The following is a 14207-nucleotide window of genomic DNA, read 5'->3' on the forward strand; positions in this document are numbered from 1 at the left end:
CGGCTCGGCCGTGCTTACGACCGTCGGTAGTTCTTTTGCATTTCATTAGCATATTTTATCATGTTTGTGACAATGCTTTCTGAAAAGTTAGTAATAGTAATCCCTATCTATTTTATTCTTGTGCCTACAAGAACTAGTCCATCTCGCAACACTACCCGTCGCTTTATGCGCTTCCTTTTATCAATTTCATATACGATTTCAGTTCCATCTAACTGAAGTGATGCAATGCGATCTGGCCTTACAAATGCGATGCTATAGCCATTCGCCTCATAGCTAGCCTTCAAACCAGACTTCTCAGGCCAACTAAAATCCACCAATTTTTCCTCCTCCGTCCACTTTAAATATTCATTAATGTCCTTTGCTACTGTATATGCAAATCCAAGAATATCTATCATTGAACATTACCTTTTGGCTAACCACAAAGCTACAGAATGCTCCGCGAATCGCGTTTGATCAGCAATCTTTACTATTCACAATTACTGACTAAAAAGACTTCTCAATACAAAGGCACCGTCGGTTCCAGGAAGGTTCCCCGCCTCCTCAAATAATGCAATTGCAAGCGCGCAACGTGTTTGGACAGTCACACCCTCAATTGGGCTATTAATATAATAAATTGACGACGAGTATTTTTTCTGTATTGTTTGTTCCAATTTAGAATAAATAGAACTCAATCTTGCCTCAGCTTCGGGGCCTACAATACTTCCATTGTAGGTACCTACATCCTCAAATAATTGCATGAACGATTCACGACCTTTCACCTTTGTTTGCTCAGAAGATGCCTGCATTATCTTAATTGCCGAAGTACTTGTTATGTCGCCAGTCGCAGATGCTAGACAAAGCTCAGCACTTTTTGCACTAAGTTCCTTTAGCTGAAAGATCTTTGACCTATTGAACTGCATAATTGCGGCGTCTGACGTCGTTTTAGCCGCTATCGGAAATAGCGGCAATAAATGCTTCATTGTAATTGAAGCCACCTCTTGCTCTGACAATTTGTTACCCTTGGTCTGGCTGGATAATTCAACGCGCAATCTGCCGTATTCCTGTGGAAAATGTTTCTTAATCGCGGGCCACGGCTTGGTGTTCTCAAGAACGTAATCAGAACTTGATCGGTGATATCGGACATATGCAGAGATTCCCCCTCCCAGCCAAAGAACTAGAAACATTACAAATACACCAGATATTGCTCCGTGCCATCCTTTCAATCCGCGAAGTCGCCAGAAATACCAGAAACTAGCAGCCCACACAAATGCCATACTTGGACCAGACTTACCCGCATCAAAAACTATTCCATCAAACGAAGGCACGATTACAACAAGTGCGTTCACACAAAGAAATAATACCAATACTACTACTAGCAATCTACGAGTTATCTTAGCAATGTTTGCCTTAGTGAATACCTGTCTTTGGTTTGTCGCATTCTGGAATTGATCGCTTGGAAGAGCTTCAAGATTGTCTGCTGCTTCGGTTTCTGATTTAATATTGGCCGCTTCTTCTGTTGAATTGATCTGCTTTCCACACTTGAAGCAAAACTTTGAGTCTTGCTGAATGCTAGTGCCGCATTGCGAACAAAACATCTTCACCCCCTATATCGTTGTATGTTTCTGCAGTGCTATGTATACTCAGAGTATGTTCAAATGCATTCTGCTACTGAAACGGAACTAATTGCAATTCGTAATTGCAGGCGTAATTACTTCACCCTTCCATCAGCGTTCGCCAACGGCTGCTTAATCCGCAATTTATCGTGGGCAGTTATTACAACATTCATCAGATTCTTTGTTATTTGAAATTCGCTGATAACCGTTCAAACGTTTCCAAAACATTTCCCACCAACAGCTACCACTTACTGCTGATGGAAGCATCAGTTGTCCTTTTAGCCTATATCTACCATTTTTGTAGTGGTAGGTATATAACGGCATTGGGGACAGACCACGAATACCCAAAATAAATGACCCCAAATCGCTCCGATCACGCAATCCCGCGCCGCTGCCAACCAACACGTTCCCACCACGCGGATAGTCGCTCCCGCCATCGGGTCACCTGCCAAACCTACCGAAATGTGCAAACTTCACCCGCCAACGGAAGACGCCATGCGCAGACTTCTGGGCGGCCGGTTCGTCCCTGGCGCGTGGCGCTCAGTGCGTGCCGGCCAGCCCGTGCAGGAAGTCGGCCATCTGGTCCGCCGGCAGTGGCCGGCTGTACAGGTAGCCTTGCAGCACGTCGCAGCCCAGGCGGGCGAGGAAGTCTTTCTGGGTCTCGGTCTCAACGCCTTCGGCCACCAGTTCCAGACCGAGGTTGTGGCCCAGGGCCACGGTGGCGGAGCAGATGGCGGCGTCGTTGACATCGGTTTCGATGTCCTTGACGAAGGAACGGTCGAGCTTGAGGCGCTGGATGGGCAGGTGCTTGAGGTAGGAGAGGGAGGAATAGCCGGTGCCGAAATCGTCGATGGCCAGAATGATGCCCATGTCCGAGAGTTGGTCCAGGATGCGCACGGTCAGCTCCGGGTTCTGCATGGCCGTGCTCTCGGTGATTTCCAGTTCCAGGTCGGAAGGATCGAGGTTGAAGCAGGCCAGAGCGCCGCGCACCACGGCGGGCAAGCCCTCGTGGCGCAGTTGCTGGGCAGAAAGATTGACGGCGACGCGCAGGTCGAGCCCCTGATCCTTGAAGGCACGCAATTGGCGGCAGCTTTCCCAGAACACCCAATCGCCCAGGGCCTGGATGAGACCGGTTTCTTCGGCCAGGGGGATGAAGCGCACCGGCGGGATCGAGCCCAGGGTGGGGTGGGTCCAGCGGGCCAGGGCTTCGACGCTGATGATACTGCCCGTGGCCAGGTGGTATTGGGGCTGGAAGTGCAGGGAAAACTGGGCGCTGATCAAGTTGGAAGTGGACAGGGCTTCGCGCAGCGCGTTTTCCAGGGTGAGGCGTTCGGCGGAAGCCTCGTTCATGCGGGCGGCGAAGAACTGGTGGTTGTTTCGGCCCGCCGTCTTGGCGTGGTACATGGCCACGTCGGCATTGCGGATCAGGGTTTCCGGATCGGTGCCGTCGCCGGGCATGAGGCTGATGCCGATACTGGGACTGGTGAACAGGTCGTGGCCGGAAACGCTCATGCGGTCGGCGAGGTTGCGTTCGATCTTGCCGGCGATGGAGCCGGCGGTCATGGCGCTGTCGATGTCGGGCAGGACGACGACGAACTCGTCACCCCCCAGACGGGCGACGATGTCGCTGGAGCGCACGCACTCCTTCAGGCGCCGGGCGATTTCCACCAGCACAGCGTCGCCCACGTGATGGCCGAGGGAATCGTTGATCGATTTGAAGCGGTCCAGGTCGATGAGCAGGACGGCCAGTTGCTGGCCCTGCCGCTGGCAGGAATTGATGGCCAGGTGCAACTGGCTTTCCAGGGCAAAGCGGTTGGGCAGTTCGGTCAGGGTGTCGTGGGTGGCCAGGTGGGCGATGCGTTCGGAGGCTTCGCGCTTCTCGCTGATGTCGGTGAACAGGGCGACGTGGAAGCGGGGCTGGCCGGCTTCGTCGCGCAGGACCGAAACGGTCATCCACTTGGGGTAGAGGGTGCCGTCCTTGCGCCGGTCCCAGATTTCGCCCTGCCAGTAGTCGCACTGCTGCTGCTCGAGCCACATGGAGCGGAACACGTCGCCGGAGGTGAGACCCGAGGCGAAAATCTTGGGGTCGCGCCCGCGGATTTCGTCCAGATTGTAGCCGCTCATGCGGGTGAAGGCCGGGTTGCCGGCGACGATGCGGTTGGCGCCGTCGGTGATGAGCACGGCGTCCAGGGTCTGGGAGAAGATACGGGTCAGGACGGCACGGTCGAGGTCCAGGGCCTCGCGGTCGTCGAGGGGGTCGAAATCGACCATCGGGGTATCGTCCGTGGGGGCCGCCTCCCGGGGCTCTTCGGGGTTCATGTCCTCGCCCAAGCTTCGCTCCGTGTGTGCTGTGGAATGGCCCGGTGCGCCGCCGGGCTCAGGTCAGGGCATCATACATTGAAAAGGAAATTCATGACGTCGCCGTCCTGCACGACGTAGTCCTTGCCTTCGGCCCGCATCTTGCCCGCTTCCTTGGCGCCGCTTTCGCCCTTGCAGGCGACGAAATCCTCGTAGGCGATGGTCTGGGCGCGGATGAAGCCGCGCTCGAAATCGGTGTGGATGACGCCCGCCGCCTGGGGCGCGGTGTCACCCCGGTGGATGGTCCAGGCGCGCACTTCCTTCACCCCGGCGGTGAAGTAGGTTGCCAGCCCGAGGAGCTTGTAGCCGGCCCGGATGAGGCGGTTGAGGCCGGGTTCTTCGAGGCCCAGGTCGGCGAGAAAAATCTGTTTTTCGTCATCGTCCAGATCGGCGATTTCGGCTTCGATGGCTGCGCATACGGGCACCACTTCGGCTCCTTCCGTCGCGGCGTGGGCCTGCACCGCAGCGAGCAGGGGGTTGTCGGCAAAGCCGCCTTCGGCGACGTTGGCGACGTAGAGCACGGGTTTTGCGGTGATGAGGCAGAAGGGCTTGAGATTGGCCCACTCTTCCCGGGAAAGGTCGAGGGCCCGCACCGGCCGGCCCTGGTCGAGCTGGGCGTAGCACTTGTCCAGGACGGCGACCAGGAGCTTGGCTTCCTTGTCACCGGCGTTGGCGGGCTTGCGATAGCGGTTGAGGGCCTTGTCCACCGTGGCCAGGTCGGCCAGGGCGAGTTCGGTGTCGATGACCTCGATGTCCCGGATGGGATCGACGCCGCCGGAAACGTGCACCACGTTGTCGTCGGCGAAGCAGCGCACCACATGGACGACGGCGTCGGTTTCCCGGATGTTGGCCAGGAACTGGTTGCCCAGGCCCTCGCCCTTGGAGGCCCCCGCCACCAGGCCGGCGATATCGACGAATTCGACCACCGCGGGAACGACCCGCTGCGGCTTGACGATGGTGGTGAGCTGCGCGAGACGCGCATCCGGCACCTCGACGATGCCGACGTTGGGCTCGATGGTGCAGAAAGGGTAGTTGGCCGCTTCGATGCCTGCCTTGGTGAGGGCGTTGAACAGGGTGGACTTGCCGACGTTGGGCAGGCCGACGATGCCGCACTTGAGGGACATGGGGTTTCCTTCGGGGTCAGGGGGCGGCGGGGCCGCCGGTTGCGGGTTTGGCGTGCAGGCTGCGCTGGGCCGTTTCGTACTCGCCGCCGGCGAGGGCGGGCCAGGCCCGCAGGCAGCGTTCCAGGGCCGCTTCGATGGCGGGCATTTCCTCGCGCCGTGGGGGATGGAGGACGAAATCCACCACCCCTTGAGCGAGACCCAGGCTGCGCGGGTGGCCTATGCCCAGGCGCAGGCGCCAGAAATCCGGCGTGCCCAGGCGCGCCTGGATGTCCTTCAGGCCGTTGTGGCCGCCGTTGCTGCCCCCCTGCTTGAGGCGGATGCCGCCGGGAGGCAGGTCGAGGTCGTCATGGACGACGAGGATTTCGTCCGGGGCGATCTTGTAGAAATTGGCCAGCGCCGCCACCGCCTGGCCCGAGTGGTTCATGAAGGGGGTGGGCTGGAGCAGCCACAACTCGCCGGCCCGTCCGGCCCGGCCAAAGAATTTGGCCTGGGGGGCAAGGCTGACCCGCAGAGCGGCTGCGAGCTGGTCCACGAACCAGAACCCGACGTTGTGCCGGGTGGCTTCGTACTCGGCGCCAGGGTTGCCGAGGCCGACGAGGAGGCGGGGGGCGGAGGGCATGGCGGGGGTCGGAACGCAAGACGGCCGCCGGGGCGGGATGCCTGCGGCGGCCGTCCGGGGAGCAGGAGTCGCTTAGGCAGCCGCCGGAGCTTCGCCTTCGGCGCCTTCCTCGGTGCCGCCCTTGCCGACGATGCCGACGACGATGGGGTCCTCGGAACCGTGCTGCACGGCCTTGACGCCCTTGGGCAGCTTGAGCTGGGAGACGTGGAGGTTCTCGCCGACCTTGAGGCCACCGACGTCCACTTCGACGAATTCGGGCAGATCCTTGGCCAGACAGTGAATATCCACTTCGGTCATGACGTGATTCACCAGACCGCCGGAGAGCTTGACGCCGGGGGCAACATCTTCATTGACGAAGTGCAGCGGCACCTTGATGTGCAGCTCGTGGGTGGCGTCCACGCGCTGGAAATCCACGTGCAGGACCAGGGGGCGGTAGGCGTGCACTTGCGTGTCGCGCAGCAGAACCTGTTCCTTCTTGCCGTCGATGAGGAGGTTGAGGATGGAAGAGTGGAAGGCTTCCTTCTTCAGGCCCAGGAGGAGGGCGTTGTGGTCGAGTTCGATGGCGACGGGGGCAGCTTCCCCGCCGTAGACGATGCCCGGCACCTTGCCAGCGCGGCGCAGGCGGCGGCTCGCACCCGATCCCTGCAGCGTGCGCAGTTGCGCGTTGAGTTCAAATTGCATGATGACTCCAGAGTTGATTCCCGCGCCGCGACCAGAGCGGGAGGTTGAAAAAAACTTAATCGATGAACAGCGACGAAACGGAATCGTCGTTGCTGATGCGGCGGATGGTTTCCGCCATGATTTCCGCCACCGAAAGCTGGCGGATGCGCGGCGACGCCGAGGCTTCGTCGTGCAGGGGAATGGTGTCGGTGACGACCAGGGAATCCAGGTCGGAGGCGTTAACCCGTTCGATCGCCGGCCCGGACAGGACCGGGTGGGTGCAGTAGGCCACCACGCGCTTGGCACCGTTGGCCTTGAGGGCCGTGGCGGCCTTGCACAGGGTGCCGGCGGTGTCGACCATGTCGTCCATGATGATGCAGGTACGGCCATCGACTTCGCCGATGATGTTCATCACCTCGGAGACGTTGGCCTTGGGGCGGCGCTTGTCGATGATGGCCATGTCGCATTCGAGGCGCTTGGCCAGGGAGCGGGCGCGAACCACGCCGCCGTGGTCGGGGGAAACGACCAGGGGGTTTTCGAAATTCTGTTTCTTGATGTCGTCGAGCAGGATGGGCAGGGCGTAGATGTTATCGACCGGGATGTCGAAGAAGCCCTGGATCTGCTCGGCGTGGAGGTCCATGGTCAGCACCCGGTCGACGCCCGCCGCGGCCAGCATATTGGCCACCAGCTTGGCCGCGATGGGCACCCGGGAAGAGCGGGGGCGGCGGTCCTGGCGGGCGTAGCCGAAGTAGGGGATGGCGGCGGTGATGCGGCCGGCGGAGGCGCGCTTGAGGGTGTCGACGATGACCAGCAATTCCATCAGGTTATCGTTGCAGGGGGCGCAGGTGGATTGCAGGACGAAGATGTCGCGGCCCCGCACGTGTTCCTGCAGTTCGACGCTGACTTCGCCATCGGAGAAGCGGCCGACATTGGCGCGGCCGAGGTCGACGTTCAGGTGCTCGGCCACGTCGGCGGCCAACTTCGGGTTGGCGTTGCCGGTGAAGACCATCAGACTGTTGTAGGCCATCTCGATTCAGTTCCCAGCGGCGGAGACCCATCCCGCAAGGTCTCGCCAAAAGCGCACTCGGGCAGGCTTTGGGCCTGCCCGAGGAATTCTGAATGGCTGGGGAAGAAGGATTCGAACCTTCGGATGCCGGAATCAAAATCCGGTGCCTTGACCAACTTGGCGACTCCCCAGCGGATCGTCCCCGCAGGAGACCGCGAGAACGAGGCGCGCATGATACAGGAAGCCGCTTCCAAAAGCCACACCGGCCCTGGGCGCGGAATTTCAGGCGAAGCCGAAAAGCCTTTCGAAATTGGCGATTTCCAGGACCTTGCGCACCGGGCTTTCGCCCGGCCGCAGGCGGACGGTCTTGCCCGCTTCGTCCGCACCCTGGCGCAGCAGGAGGAGCATGCCCAGGGCCGAGCTGTCCATGTAGGCGACCTGGTGGAAATCGATCAGGATGTCGCTGACCGCCGGGTTTTCGAGCAAGGGCTTGTAGGCGCCGCGGAAATCGCGGTGGGCGGCAAAATCGAAACGGCCCGCGAGGGAAAGGGTGGCGGCGTTGCCGCTCAGGGTGCTGGAGACGTTCATGAGAAGGTTTCGGTGGGGGGGCGAGGGTCAGTTTACGTCGGCGAGCGGATGGCTGTCCAGCCCGGCGGCGACCCAGGCGCGGAATCCGGCGGGCAGAGCGGCCCGGGCCTGTGAAGCGGCTTCCGCGCTGGAGAACGCGGCGAACAGGCAGGCGCCGGAGCCCGTCATCAGGGCGGCGGGGGCCACCTGTCTGAGGGTGCTCAGCGCTTCGGCCACCGCCGGGAAGCGGGTGCAGGCCACCGGTTCCAGGTCGTTGTGGCCGAATCCCGGCCGCCATCCGTCGGCGGGTATGGCCGGTGTGTCCCGGCGCAGGCTGGGGTCGGAAAAGATGGCTGCGGTGGGAACCGTGGCGCCCGGCTCGACCACCAGATACCAGGCCGCGGGGAGGTCCACCGGCGTGAGGGCTTCGCCGACGCCCTCGGCGAAGGCGTTCCTGCCGGCGACGAAGACGGGAACGTCCGCGCCTAGGGCGAGGCCGAGGGTCTGGAGCCGCTGCCGCGGCAGTCCCAGTCCCCAGAGGTGGTTGAGGGCGACGAGAACCGTGGCCGCGTCCGAGCTGCCGCCCCCCAGGCCGCCGCCCAGGGGAAGTCGCTTGTCCAGGCGCAGCGTGACCCCGGGGGTGTCCCCGGCTTCGCGCCTCAGGGCCAGCGCGGCGCGCACGGTCAGGTCGGCTTCCGGTGGCACGCCCGGCAGCGGATTGGCCAGGACGATGAGGCCGTCGTCCCGGGGGGCGAAATGCAGCCAGTCGCAGCGATCGACGAAGCGGAAGACGGTTTGCAGCAGGTGGTAGCCATCGGGGCGGCGACCGACCACGTGCAGGAAGAGGTTGAGCTTGGCGGGGGCCGGCCAGGGGGTGTGCCAGGCGAAGGGCGGCGGGGTCACGGAGTTTTCCAGTCTTCGATGCGCAGGCGCAGTTCCAGCTCGCTTTCCCGCGTGATGGTGAGGGCCGCGGGAAGCGCACCGGGGCGCGGGTCGTCGTAGGTGTAGCGTACCGTCCAGCCGTCTTCCCGCAGGCTGGCAGGACGGCCCTGGGCATCGCGGGAAAGGGCGCCGGGAACGCGCGTGCGGCCCAGGAGCCAGGCTGGCAGTTCCCCGAGGGGAAGCGCATAGCCCGTTGCCTCCCGCACCAGTGCGGCCGGGTCCCTTGCCTGGCGGAGGCTGCCGTCGCCGCTCCTGAGACGGGCGCCGTCGGCGTCCACGGTGATCTCGGCCAGGCCCTGGCCGAAGGGAGAGGAGAGGAGGATGGCGTCCCGGCCTGCTGCGTGGGTCCAGCTCAAACGGCCGCTGGCGTGGGCTGGGGGCTCGCCGGGGCGCTCGCTGCGCAGGGCAAAGCGCGCCTCGAGGGCAAAGTCGCCCACGCCGTCGCGGTCTGCGCTGGAAGGAGGGAGGGAGGCGCAGCCCGCGAGGAGAAGGGCAGCGAAAACGGCTCTCAAGGCTTGCCGAACTTGCGCACGGCCTCGGCCAGCACTTCGCTTTCCGGGTTCTTGCGCACGGCCTCGAGCAGAAGGCTCCGGGCTTCGTCCCTGCGGCCCAGGGACCACAGTACCTCGCCGAGGTGGGCGGCGATCTCGGGGTCGGCCTTCAAGCCGTAGGCGCGTTCCAGCGTCTTGAGGGCGTCGGCGGACTTGCCCTGGCGGTAGAGCACCCACCCCAGGCTGTCCATGATGAAAGGATCATTGGGGGCCAGGCTCGTCGCCTTGGAGATCAGTTCGTAGGCTTCGCCCAGGCGCACGTTTCGGTCGGCCCAGGAGTAGCCCAGGGCGTTGAGGCCGTGGGCGTGGTCGGGCTTGATTTCCAGCAGGCGCTGCAAGCGGGCTTCGAGGATGTCGAATTTGCCCAGGCGTTCCGCCAACAGGGCCGAGTCGTAAAGCAGGTCGGTGTCGTCGGGTGCCTTGTGCAGGGCGGCGTTGAGCAGGGCGAAGGCGTCGTCGGTCCGCTTGGCCTCCCGCAGCAGATGGGCCTCGGCCAGCAGGAGCTGAGTCTTTTCCTCCGGCGTGCGGCCGGTGGTCTCGCGCACCAGTTGGCGTGCCTCTTCCAGTTTCCCCTTGCCCGCGAGGATCTGGGCTGCCCGGGCGCGGGCCGGAACGTGCTGCTCGCCCGAATCCACCTGGCGGTAGTGGGCGAGGGCGGCGTCCAGGTTACGGGCTTCCTCTTCGATCTGCCCCAGGAAAAAGCGTACCGTGGCCTTGTCCTTGAAATCGCCGCTCAGCAGCTTTTCCAGTTGCGCCTTGCCCGTAACCGGGTCGTTCGCCTGCAGGGCGAGCATGGCCACCGGGTAGATGATTTCCGGATTGTCGGGGAAATCCTTCAACAGGCGGTCGAAGTGGCCGCGGGATTCGTCGTAGCGTTTCTCCGCGATGAGCAGGCGGGCCAAGGCCAGCCGGGCGTCCTTGGCCCCCGCGTTGCTGCCCACGAAGTCGCGCAGGAGGGCGGTCGCCTCGCCCTGGGACTGGCGCGCCAGCAACTGGGCGCGCAGAAGGGCCGCGGCTTCCCAGTCGGGGCGCAGTTCCAGGGAACGGGCCGATTCGCTCAGCGCCCGGGGATGATCCCCCGCGTTGGCAGCGGCGGTGGCCATGGCCAGATGGGCCTCGGCAATGCCCTCGTAGGGTTTGGCCACGGCGTCGATCAGGCGCTGGACGGCCTGCTTGTCGGCGTGCCTGCCCAGGAGGCGGTTGAGGCGCAGGAGGTGGTCGGGCAGACTGGCTTTGTCCTTCTCCAGGAGGGCGGCGATTTCCGGCGCCAGATCCTCGATGCGGTTGAGCATGACGAGGGCCGTCGACGCCGACTGGCGGGCGCGCTGGGAATCGGGTTCGATCTGGGTCCACAGCCGCGCCAGTTCGAGGGCGACTTCGCCCTGGCGGGCGACCAGGGCCACTTCTGTCGCCCGGGCGACCACCTGGGGGTCCCGGGTCCGCCTGGCCAGGTCGGCGTAGGCACCGACGCCGATGTCCAATTGGCCGCGTTGCAGGGCAAATTCGGCGATCAGGACCTGAAAGACCGTTCGCCCGTAGAAATCCGCATCGCTCTCGCGCATCTCCACCGCGGGGGCGGCCGGTGGCGCGCGCTTGGGCGCAGGTTTCGCGGCTTCAGCGGCCAGGCAGCAATTGACGGAACAAGCCAGAAGAAGGGCGGCGGCAAGGGAACGGGGCATGGGGGTGGTCTTTCGGCAGAACGGTCGGGGTGCGGGCACCGCGGCGCGGCATACAATGACCCCAGCCGCGATGGTATTGGGGAATGAGAGGGGGAACAAGATGCCGGAATTGCCGGAAGTCGAGGTTTGTCGCCAGGGGCTGCATCCCCGTCTGGTCGGGCAGCGCATCCGGCGGGCGACGATTCGCTTCTGGCAACTGCGTTCTGCCATTCCCGCCGCCCTGCCGGACAAGCTCGCCGACGCCGAGATCGCCGCCCTCGAACGGCGCGGGAAGTACCTGCTGTTCGACTGCCGCCGCACCGGCGGGCGCGGCTGGCTGATCGTCCATCTGGGCATGACCGGCAGCCTGCGCCTGCTTGGCCCGGAGGTGCCCGCGGGGCGGCACGACCATGTGGATCTGGAACTGGACGGCGCCTTGCTGCGTTACCACGATCCACGCCGTTTCGGCCTGCTGGCCTGGCACGAGGGGGATGATCCCGGCAGCGACCCTCTGCTGGCCTCTCTGGGAATCGAGCCGCTGGGCGAGGCATTCGACGGGGCCTGGCTCCACGCCGCGACCCGGGGACGGCGCGGGCCGATCAAGAGCTTTCTCATGGAGGCCCACCAGATCGTCGGTGTCGGCAACATCTATGCGGCGGAGAGTCTGTTCCGGGCCGGCATCCGGCCGGACCGGGCCGCCGGGGGGCTGGGGAAGGACGCCTGTCGGCGTCTGGCCGATGCCGTGCGTCAGACCCTGAACGAGGCCATCGCCGCCGGCGGGAGCAGTATCCGCGACTACGTCCATCACGACGGCGGCACCGGATGGTTCCAGATCGCCTGCGCCGTCTACGGCAGGGCCGGAGAACCCTGTCGCCGCTGCGGGGGAACCGTGGGGCGCCTGCGCCAAGGCGGGCGGACCACCTTCTTCTGTCCCGGCTGTCAGCGGTAGCGCCCGGTGGCGCACGAATGCCCCCGCGCGGCATGGGTGGGAGCGTCGTGCCCTTCGGGTGGCGCACAGACGCCACGGAGCGGCGTTTCCAGCCGCTGCGGATGCCTTCAACATGTTGAAGAAGCGGGGTTTTGTGCTAGATTGACCGTCTTGACATCGAAATGATGGAGACCCCCATGTCCCTCGGTCATCAGTTCGCCGCCTACAGCGAGTGGCGATCCGCGCTCTCCGCCTGCATCGGCGAATTTCAGGAGTGGCTCGCAGAGAACGAGCTTTCCGACGCCCAGACCGACCTACGCCTCACCCAGCTGCTCGACCGCTTGCGGGAGGACCGGCTCAACGTCGCCTTCGTCGCCGAGTTTTCCCGCGGCAAGTCGGAGCTGATCAACGCCATTTTCTTCGCCGACTACGGCAACCGCATGCTGCCCTCTTCGGCCGGGCGCACCACCATGTGCCCCACCGAACTTCTCTACGACGCGGCGCGTCCCCCCCGCATCGAACTGCTGCCCATCCAGACCCGGGGCGCCACGGCGAGCGTCGGCGAATACAAGAAATTTCCCGACGAGTGGCATTGGGTCACCCTCGATGTCGAGTCTCCGGAAGCCATGCAGGAAGCCCTGAAGCACGTCAGCGAGACCGTCCGGGTTCTGCCCCAGGAGGCCGGGCGGCTGGGCTTCCAGGTCGGCGACAATGATGCCGACGCCTATCGGGTGGGCGAGGACGGTCAGGTCGAAATTCCCCGCTGGCGCCACGCGGTGATCAACTTCCCCCACCCCCTGCTGAAGGAAGGTCTGGTCATCCTGGATACCCCCGGTCTCAACGCCATCGGGGCGGAACCGGAACTGACCCTCTCGCTGCTCCCCAACGCCCACGCCGTCCTGTTCATCCTGGCGGCCGACACCGGGGTGACCCAGTCCGACCTCACCATCTGGAAGGAGCACATCGGCGAAGGCGGCGCGGCGCGGCGTGGCCGCATGGTGGTGCTGAACAAGATCGACGGCCTGTGGGACGAGTTGAAGACCGGTGAGGAAATCGAGGCCGAAATCCGCAAGCAGGTCGATTCCTGCGCCTCGATCCTGAACCTTCCGCCACGGCAGGTCTTCCCGGTTTCCGCCCAGAAGGGCCTGGTGGCCAAGATCAACGGCGAGGCGGAGCTGCTCACCCGCAGTCGCCTGCCGTTGCTCGAATCCGCCCTTTCCGAGGAACTCATCCCCGCCAAGCAGGACATCGTGCGGGACAACACCGAGACCGAATTCGGCGAGGTGCACCGGCGCGTGCGGGGCCTGCTGGAATCCCGTCTGGCCGGCCTGCGCGAACAACTGACCGAATTGAACGAATTGCGCGGCAAGAACAAGGGCGTGGTCGAGTACATGATGGGCAAGGTGCGGGCCGAGAAAGACGAATTTGAAGCCGGCCTGCAGCGCTACTACGCCGTGCGCAGCGTTTTCTCGACCCTGACCAACCGGCTGTTCAGCCACCTCGGCATCGACGCCCTCAAGCAGCTCACCCGGGAAACCCGGGAATCCATGGACAGCGCCAGTTTCTCCAAGACCCTCACCGATTCCATGGGCCACTTCTTCTCCGAATCCCGTGGCGCCCTGCAAAAGTCGAGTGGCGAGGTGGAGGAAATCCTCTCCATGATGGATGCCATCTACAAGAAATTCTCGGTGGAGCACGGCCTCAAGCTCGGTGCGCCGACGCCTTTCTCGCTGCTGCGCTACCTGAAGGAAATCGACCGCCTGGAGCAATGGTGCAAGACCCACCTGGCCACCATGGTCAATCTTCTGACCCACGAAAAGCGCAACATCATCCACAAGTTCTTCGACGAGGTGGCGGTGCTCGTGCGGCGCGCCTTCGAACACGCCAATCGGGACGCCGAACTGTGGCTCAAGGCCATTATGGCTCCCATGGAAACCCAGGTGCGGGAGCACCAGATCCAGTTGAAGCGCCGCCTGGAAAGCATCAAGCGCATCCACCAGGCCACCGATACCCTGGAAGACCGCATCGGCGAACTGGATAGCGTCGAGGCCTCGCTCCTGCAGCAAATCCAGGGGCTGGAAACGATCGCCACAGGCCTGCGCCAGTTGCTTGCCCCGACTCAGGCAGCGCTACGGGCGGCCTGAGCACTTTCCTCGCGCCAAAGAAAAACCCGCGCTTGGCGCGGGTTTTTTTGCATGGGCG

The 14207-nt window shown here is 63.3% G+C and carries 13 protein-coding genes and 1 tRNA gene; 2 read left to right on the forward strand and 12 right to left on the reverse strand.

What is annotated here, in order from left to right:
* Nucleotides 1-107 precede the first annotated feature (107 nt).
* From IPM73_00945 to IPM73_01000, 12 genes are all read right to left on the reverse strand, one after another.
* On the reverse strand, nt 108-395 hold the full coding sequence (locus tag IPM73_00945; GenBank protein ID MBK8916662.1) for a hypothetical protein: 288 nt from the start codon (nt 393-395) through the stop codon (nt 108-110).
* Between the two features lie 81 nt (nt 396-476).
* Nucleotides 477-1574, reverse strand: coding sequence for a zinc ribbon domain-containing protein (locus IPM73_00950; protein MBK8916663.1), 1098 nt, complete (start codon nt 1572-1574; stop codon nt 477-479).
* A 558-nt stretch (nt 1575-2132) separates the two neighbouring features.
* On the reverse strand, nt 2133-3863 hold the full coding sequence (locus tag IPM73_00955; protein ID MBK8916664.1) for an EAL domain-containing protein: 1731 nt from the start codon (nt 3861-3863) through the stop codon (nt 2133-2135).
* Nucleotides 3864-3982: 119 nt separating this feature from the next.
* Nucleotides 3983-5074: a redox-regulated ATPase YchF gene (ychF, locus tag IPM73_00960; GenBank protein ID MBK8916665.1), complete on the reverse strand. Its 1092-nt coding sequence runs from the start codon at nt 5072-5074 to the stop codon at nt 3983-3985.
* 16 nt (nt 5075-5090) lie between these two features.
* Complete coding sequence (pth, locus tag IPM73_00965) at nt 5091-5693, reverse strand: aminoacyl-tRNA hydrolase (GenBank protein MBK8916666.1); 603 nt, start codon at nt 5691-5693, stop codon at nt 5091-5093.
* A 72-nt stretch (nt 5694-5765) separates the two neighbouring features.
* Nucleotides 5766-6374, reverse strand: coding sequence for a 50S ribosomal protein L25/general stress protein Ctc (locus IPM73_00970; GenBank protein MBK8916667.1), 609 nt, complete (start codon nt 6372-6374; stop codon nt 5766-5768).
* 55 nt (nt 6375-6429) lie between these two features.
* Nucleotides 6430-7380, reverse strand: a complete 951-nt coding sequence (locus tag IPM73_00975; GenBank protein MBK8916668.1) for a ribose-phosphate pyrophosphokinase — start codon at nt 7378-7380, stop codon at nt 6430-6432.
* Nucleotides 7381-7473: 93 nt separating this feature from the next.
* A tRNA-Gln gene (locus tag IPM73_00980) sits at nt 7474-7550 on the reverse strand.
* A 91-nt stretch (nt 7551-7641) separates the two neighbouring features.
* Nucleotides 7642-7947, reverse strand: coding sequence for an STAS domain-containing protein (locus IPM73_00985; protein MBK8916669.1), 306 nt, complete (start codon nt 7945-7947; stop codon nt 7642-7644).
* Nucleotides 7948-7974: 27 nt separating this feature from the next.
* Nucleotides 7975-8829, reverse strand: coding sequence for a 4-(cytidine 5'-diphospho)-2-C-methyl-D-erythritol kinase (ispE, locus tag IPM73_00990; protein MBK8916670.1), 855 nt, complete (start codon nt 8827-8829; stop codon nt 7975-7977).
* Entirely contained in the window at nt 8826-9380 is a 555-nt protein-coding gene (lolB, locus tag IPM73_00995) for an outer membrane lipoprotein LolB (GenBank protein MBK8916671.1), read from the reverse strand. The genes ispE and lolB overlap by 4 nt, the downstream gene beginning before the upstream one ends.
* Nucleotides 9377-11098, reverse strand: coding sequence for a tetratricopeptide repeat protein (locus tag IPM73_01000; protein MBK8916672.1), 1722 nt, complete (start codon nt 11096-11098; stop codon nt 9377-9379). The genes lolB and IPM73_01000 overlap by 4 nt, the downstream gene beginning before the upstream one ends.
* A gap of 100 nt (nt 11099-11198) precedes the next feature.
* Between IPM73_01000 and mutM the strand changes: the two genes are divergently transcribed.
* Nucleotides 11199-12026, forward strand: a complete 828-nt coding sequence (gene mutM, locus IPM73_01005; protein MBK8916673.1) for a bifunctional DNA-formamidopyrimidine glycosylase/DNA-(apurinic or apyrimidinic site) lyase — start codon at nt 11199-11201, stop codon at nt 12024-12026.
* 176 nt (nt 12027-12202) lie between these two features.
* On the forward strand, nt 12203-14149 hold the full coding sequence (locus IPM73_01010; protein ID MBK8916674.1) for a dynamin family protein: 1947 nt from the start codon (nt 12203-12205) through the stop codon (nt 14147-14149).
* Nucleotides 14150-14207: the final 58 nt, after the last annotated feature.

The sequence above is a fragment of the Betaproteobacteria bacterium genome (assembly GCA_016720065.1).
GTDB lineage: Bacteria > Pseudomonadota > Gammaproteobacteria > Burkholderiales > Rhodocyclaceae > SSSZ01.

What these genes read in the sequence shown, in the direction of transcription:
- ychF (MBK8916665.1), bottom strand. Translation starts at nt 5,074, where the DNA reads ATGTCCCTCAAGTGCGGCATCGTCGGCCTGCCCAACGTCGGCAAGTCC.
- pth (MBK8916666.1), bottom strand. Translation starts at nt 5,693, where the DNA reads ATGCCCTCCGCCCCCCGCCTCCTCGTCGGCCTCGGCAACCCTGGCGCC.
- IPM73_00955 (MBK8916664.1), bottom strand. Translation starts at nt 3,863, where the DNA reads ATGGTCGATTTCGACCCCCTCGACGACCGCGAGGCCCTGGACCTCGAC.
- IPM73_01000 (MBK8916672.1), bottom strand. Translation starts at nt 11,098, where the DNA reads ATGCCCCGTTCCCTTGCCGCCGCCCTTCTTCTGGCTTGTTCCGTCAAT.
- IPM73_01010 (MBK8916674.1), top strand. Translation starts at nt 12,203, where the DNA reads ATGTCCCTCGGTCATCAGTTCGCCGCCTACAGCGAGTGGCGATCCGCG.
- IPM73_00975 (MBK8916668.1), bottom strand. Translation starts at nt 7,380, where the DNA reads ATGGCCTACAACAGTCTGATGGTCTTCACCGGCAACGCCAACCCGAAG.
- IPM73_00985 (MBK8916669.1), bottom strand. Translation starts at nt 7,947, where the DNA reads ATGAACGTCTCCAGCACCCTGAGCGGCAACGCCGCCACCCTTTCCCTC.
- IPM73_00945 (MBK8916662.1), bottom strand. Translation starts at nt 395, where the DNA reads ATGATAGATATTCTTGGATTTGCATATACAGTAGCAAAGGACATTAAT.
- IPM73_00970 (MBK8916667.1), bottom strand. Translation starts at nt 6,374, where the DNA reads ATGCAATTTGAACTCAACGCGCAACTGCGCACGCTGCAGGGATCGGGT.
- IPM73_00950 (MBK8916663.1), bottom strand. Translation starts at nt 1,574, where the DNA reads ATGTTTTGTTCGCAATGCGGCACTAGCATTCAGCAAGACTCAAAGTTT.
- mutM (MBK8916673.1), top strand. Translation starts at nt 11,199, where the DNA reads ATGCCGGAATTGCCGGAAGTCGAGGTTTGTCGCCAGGGGCTGCATCCC.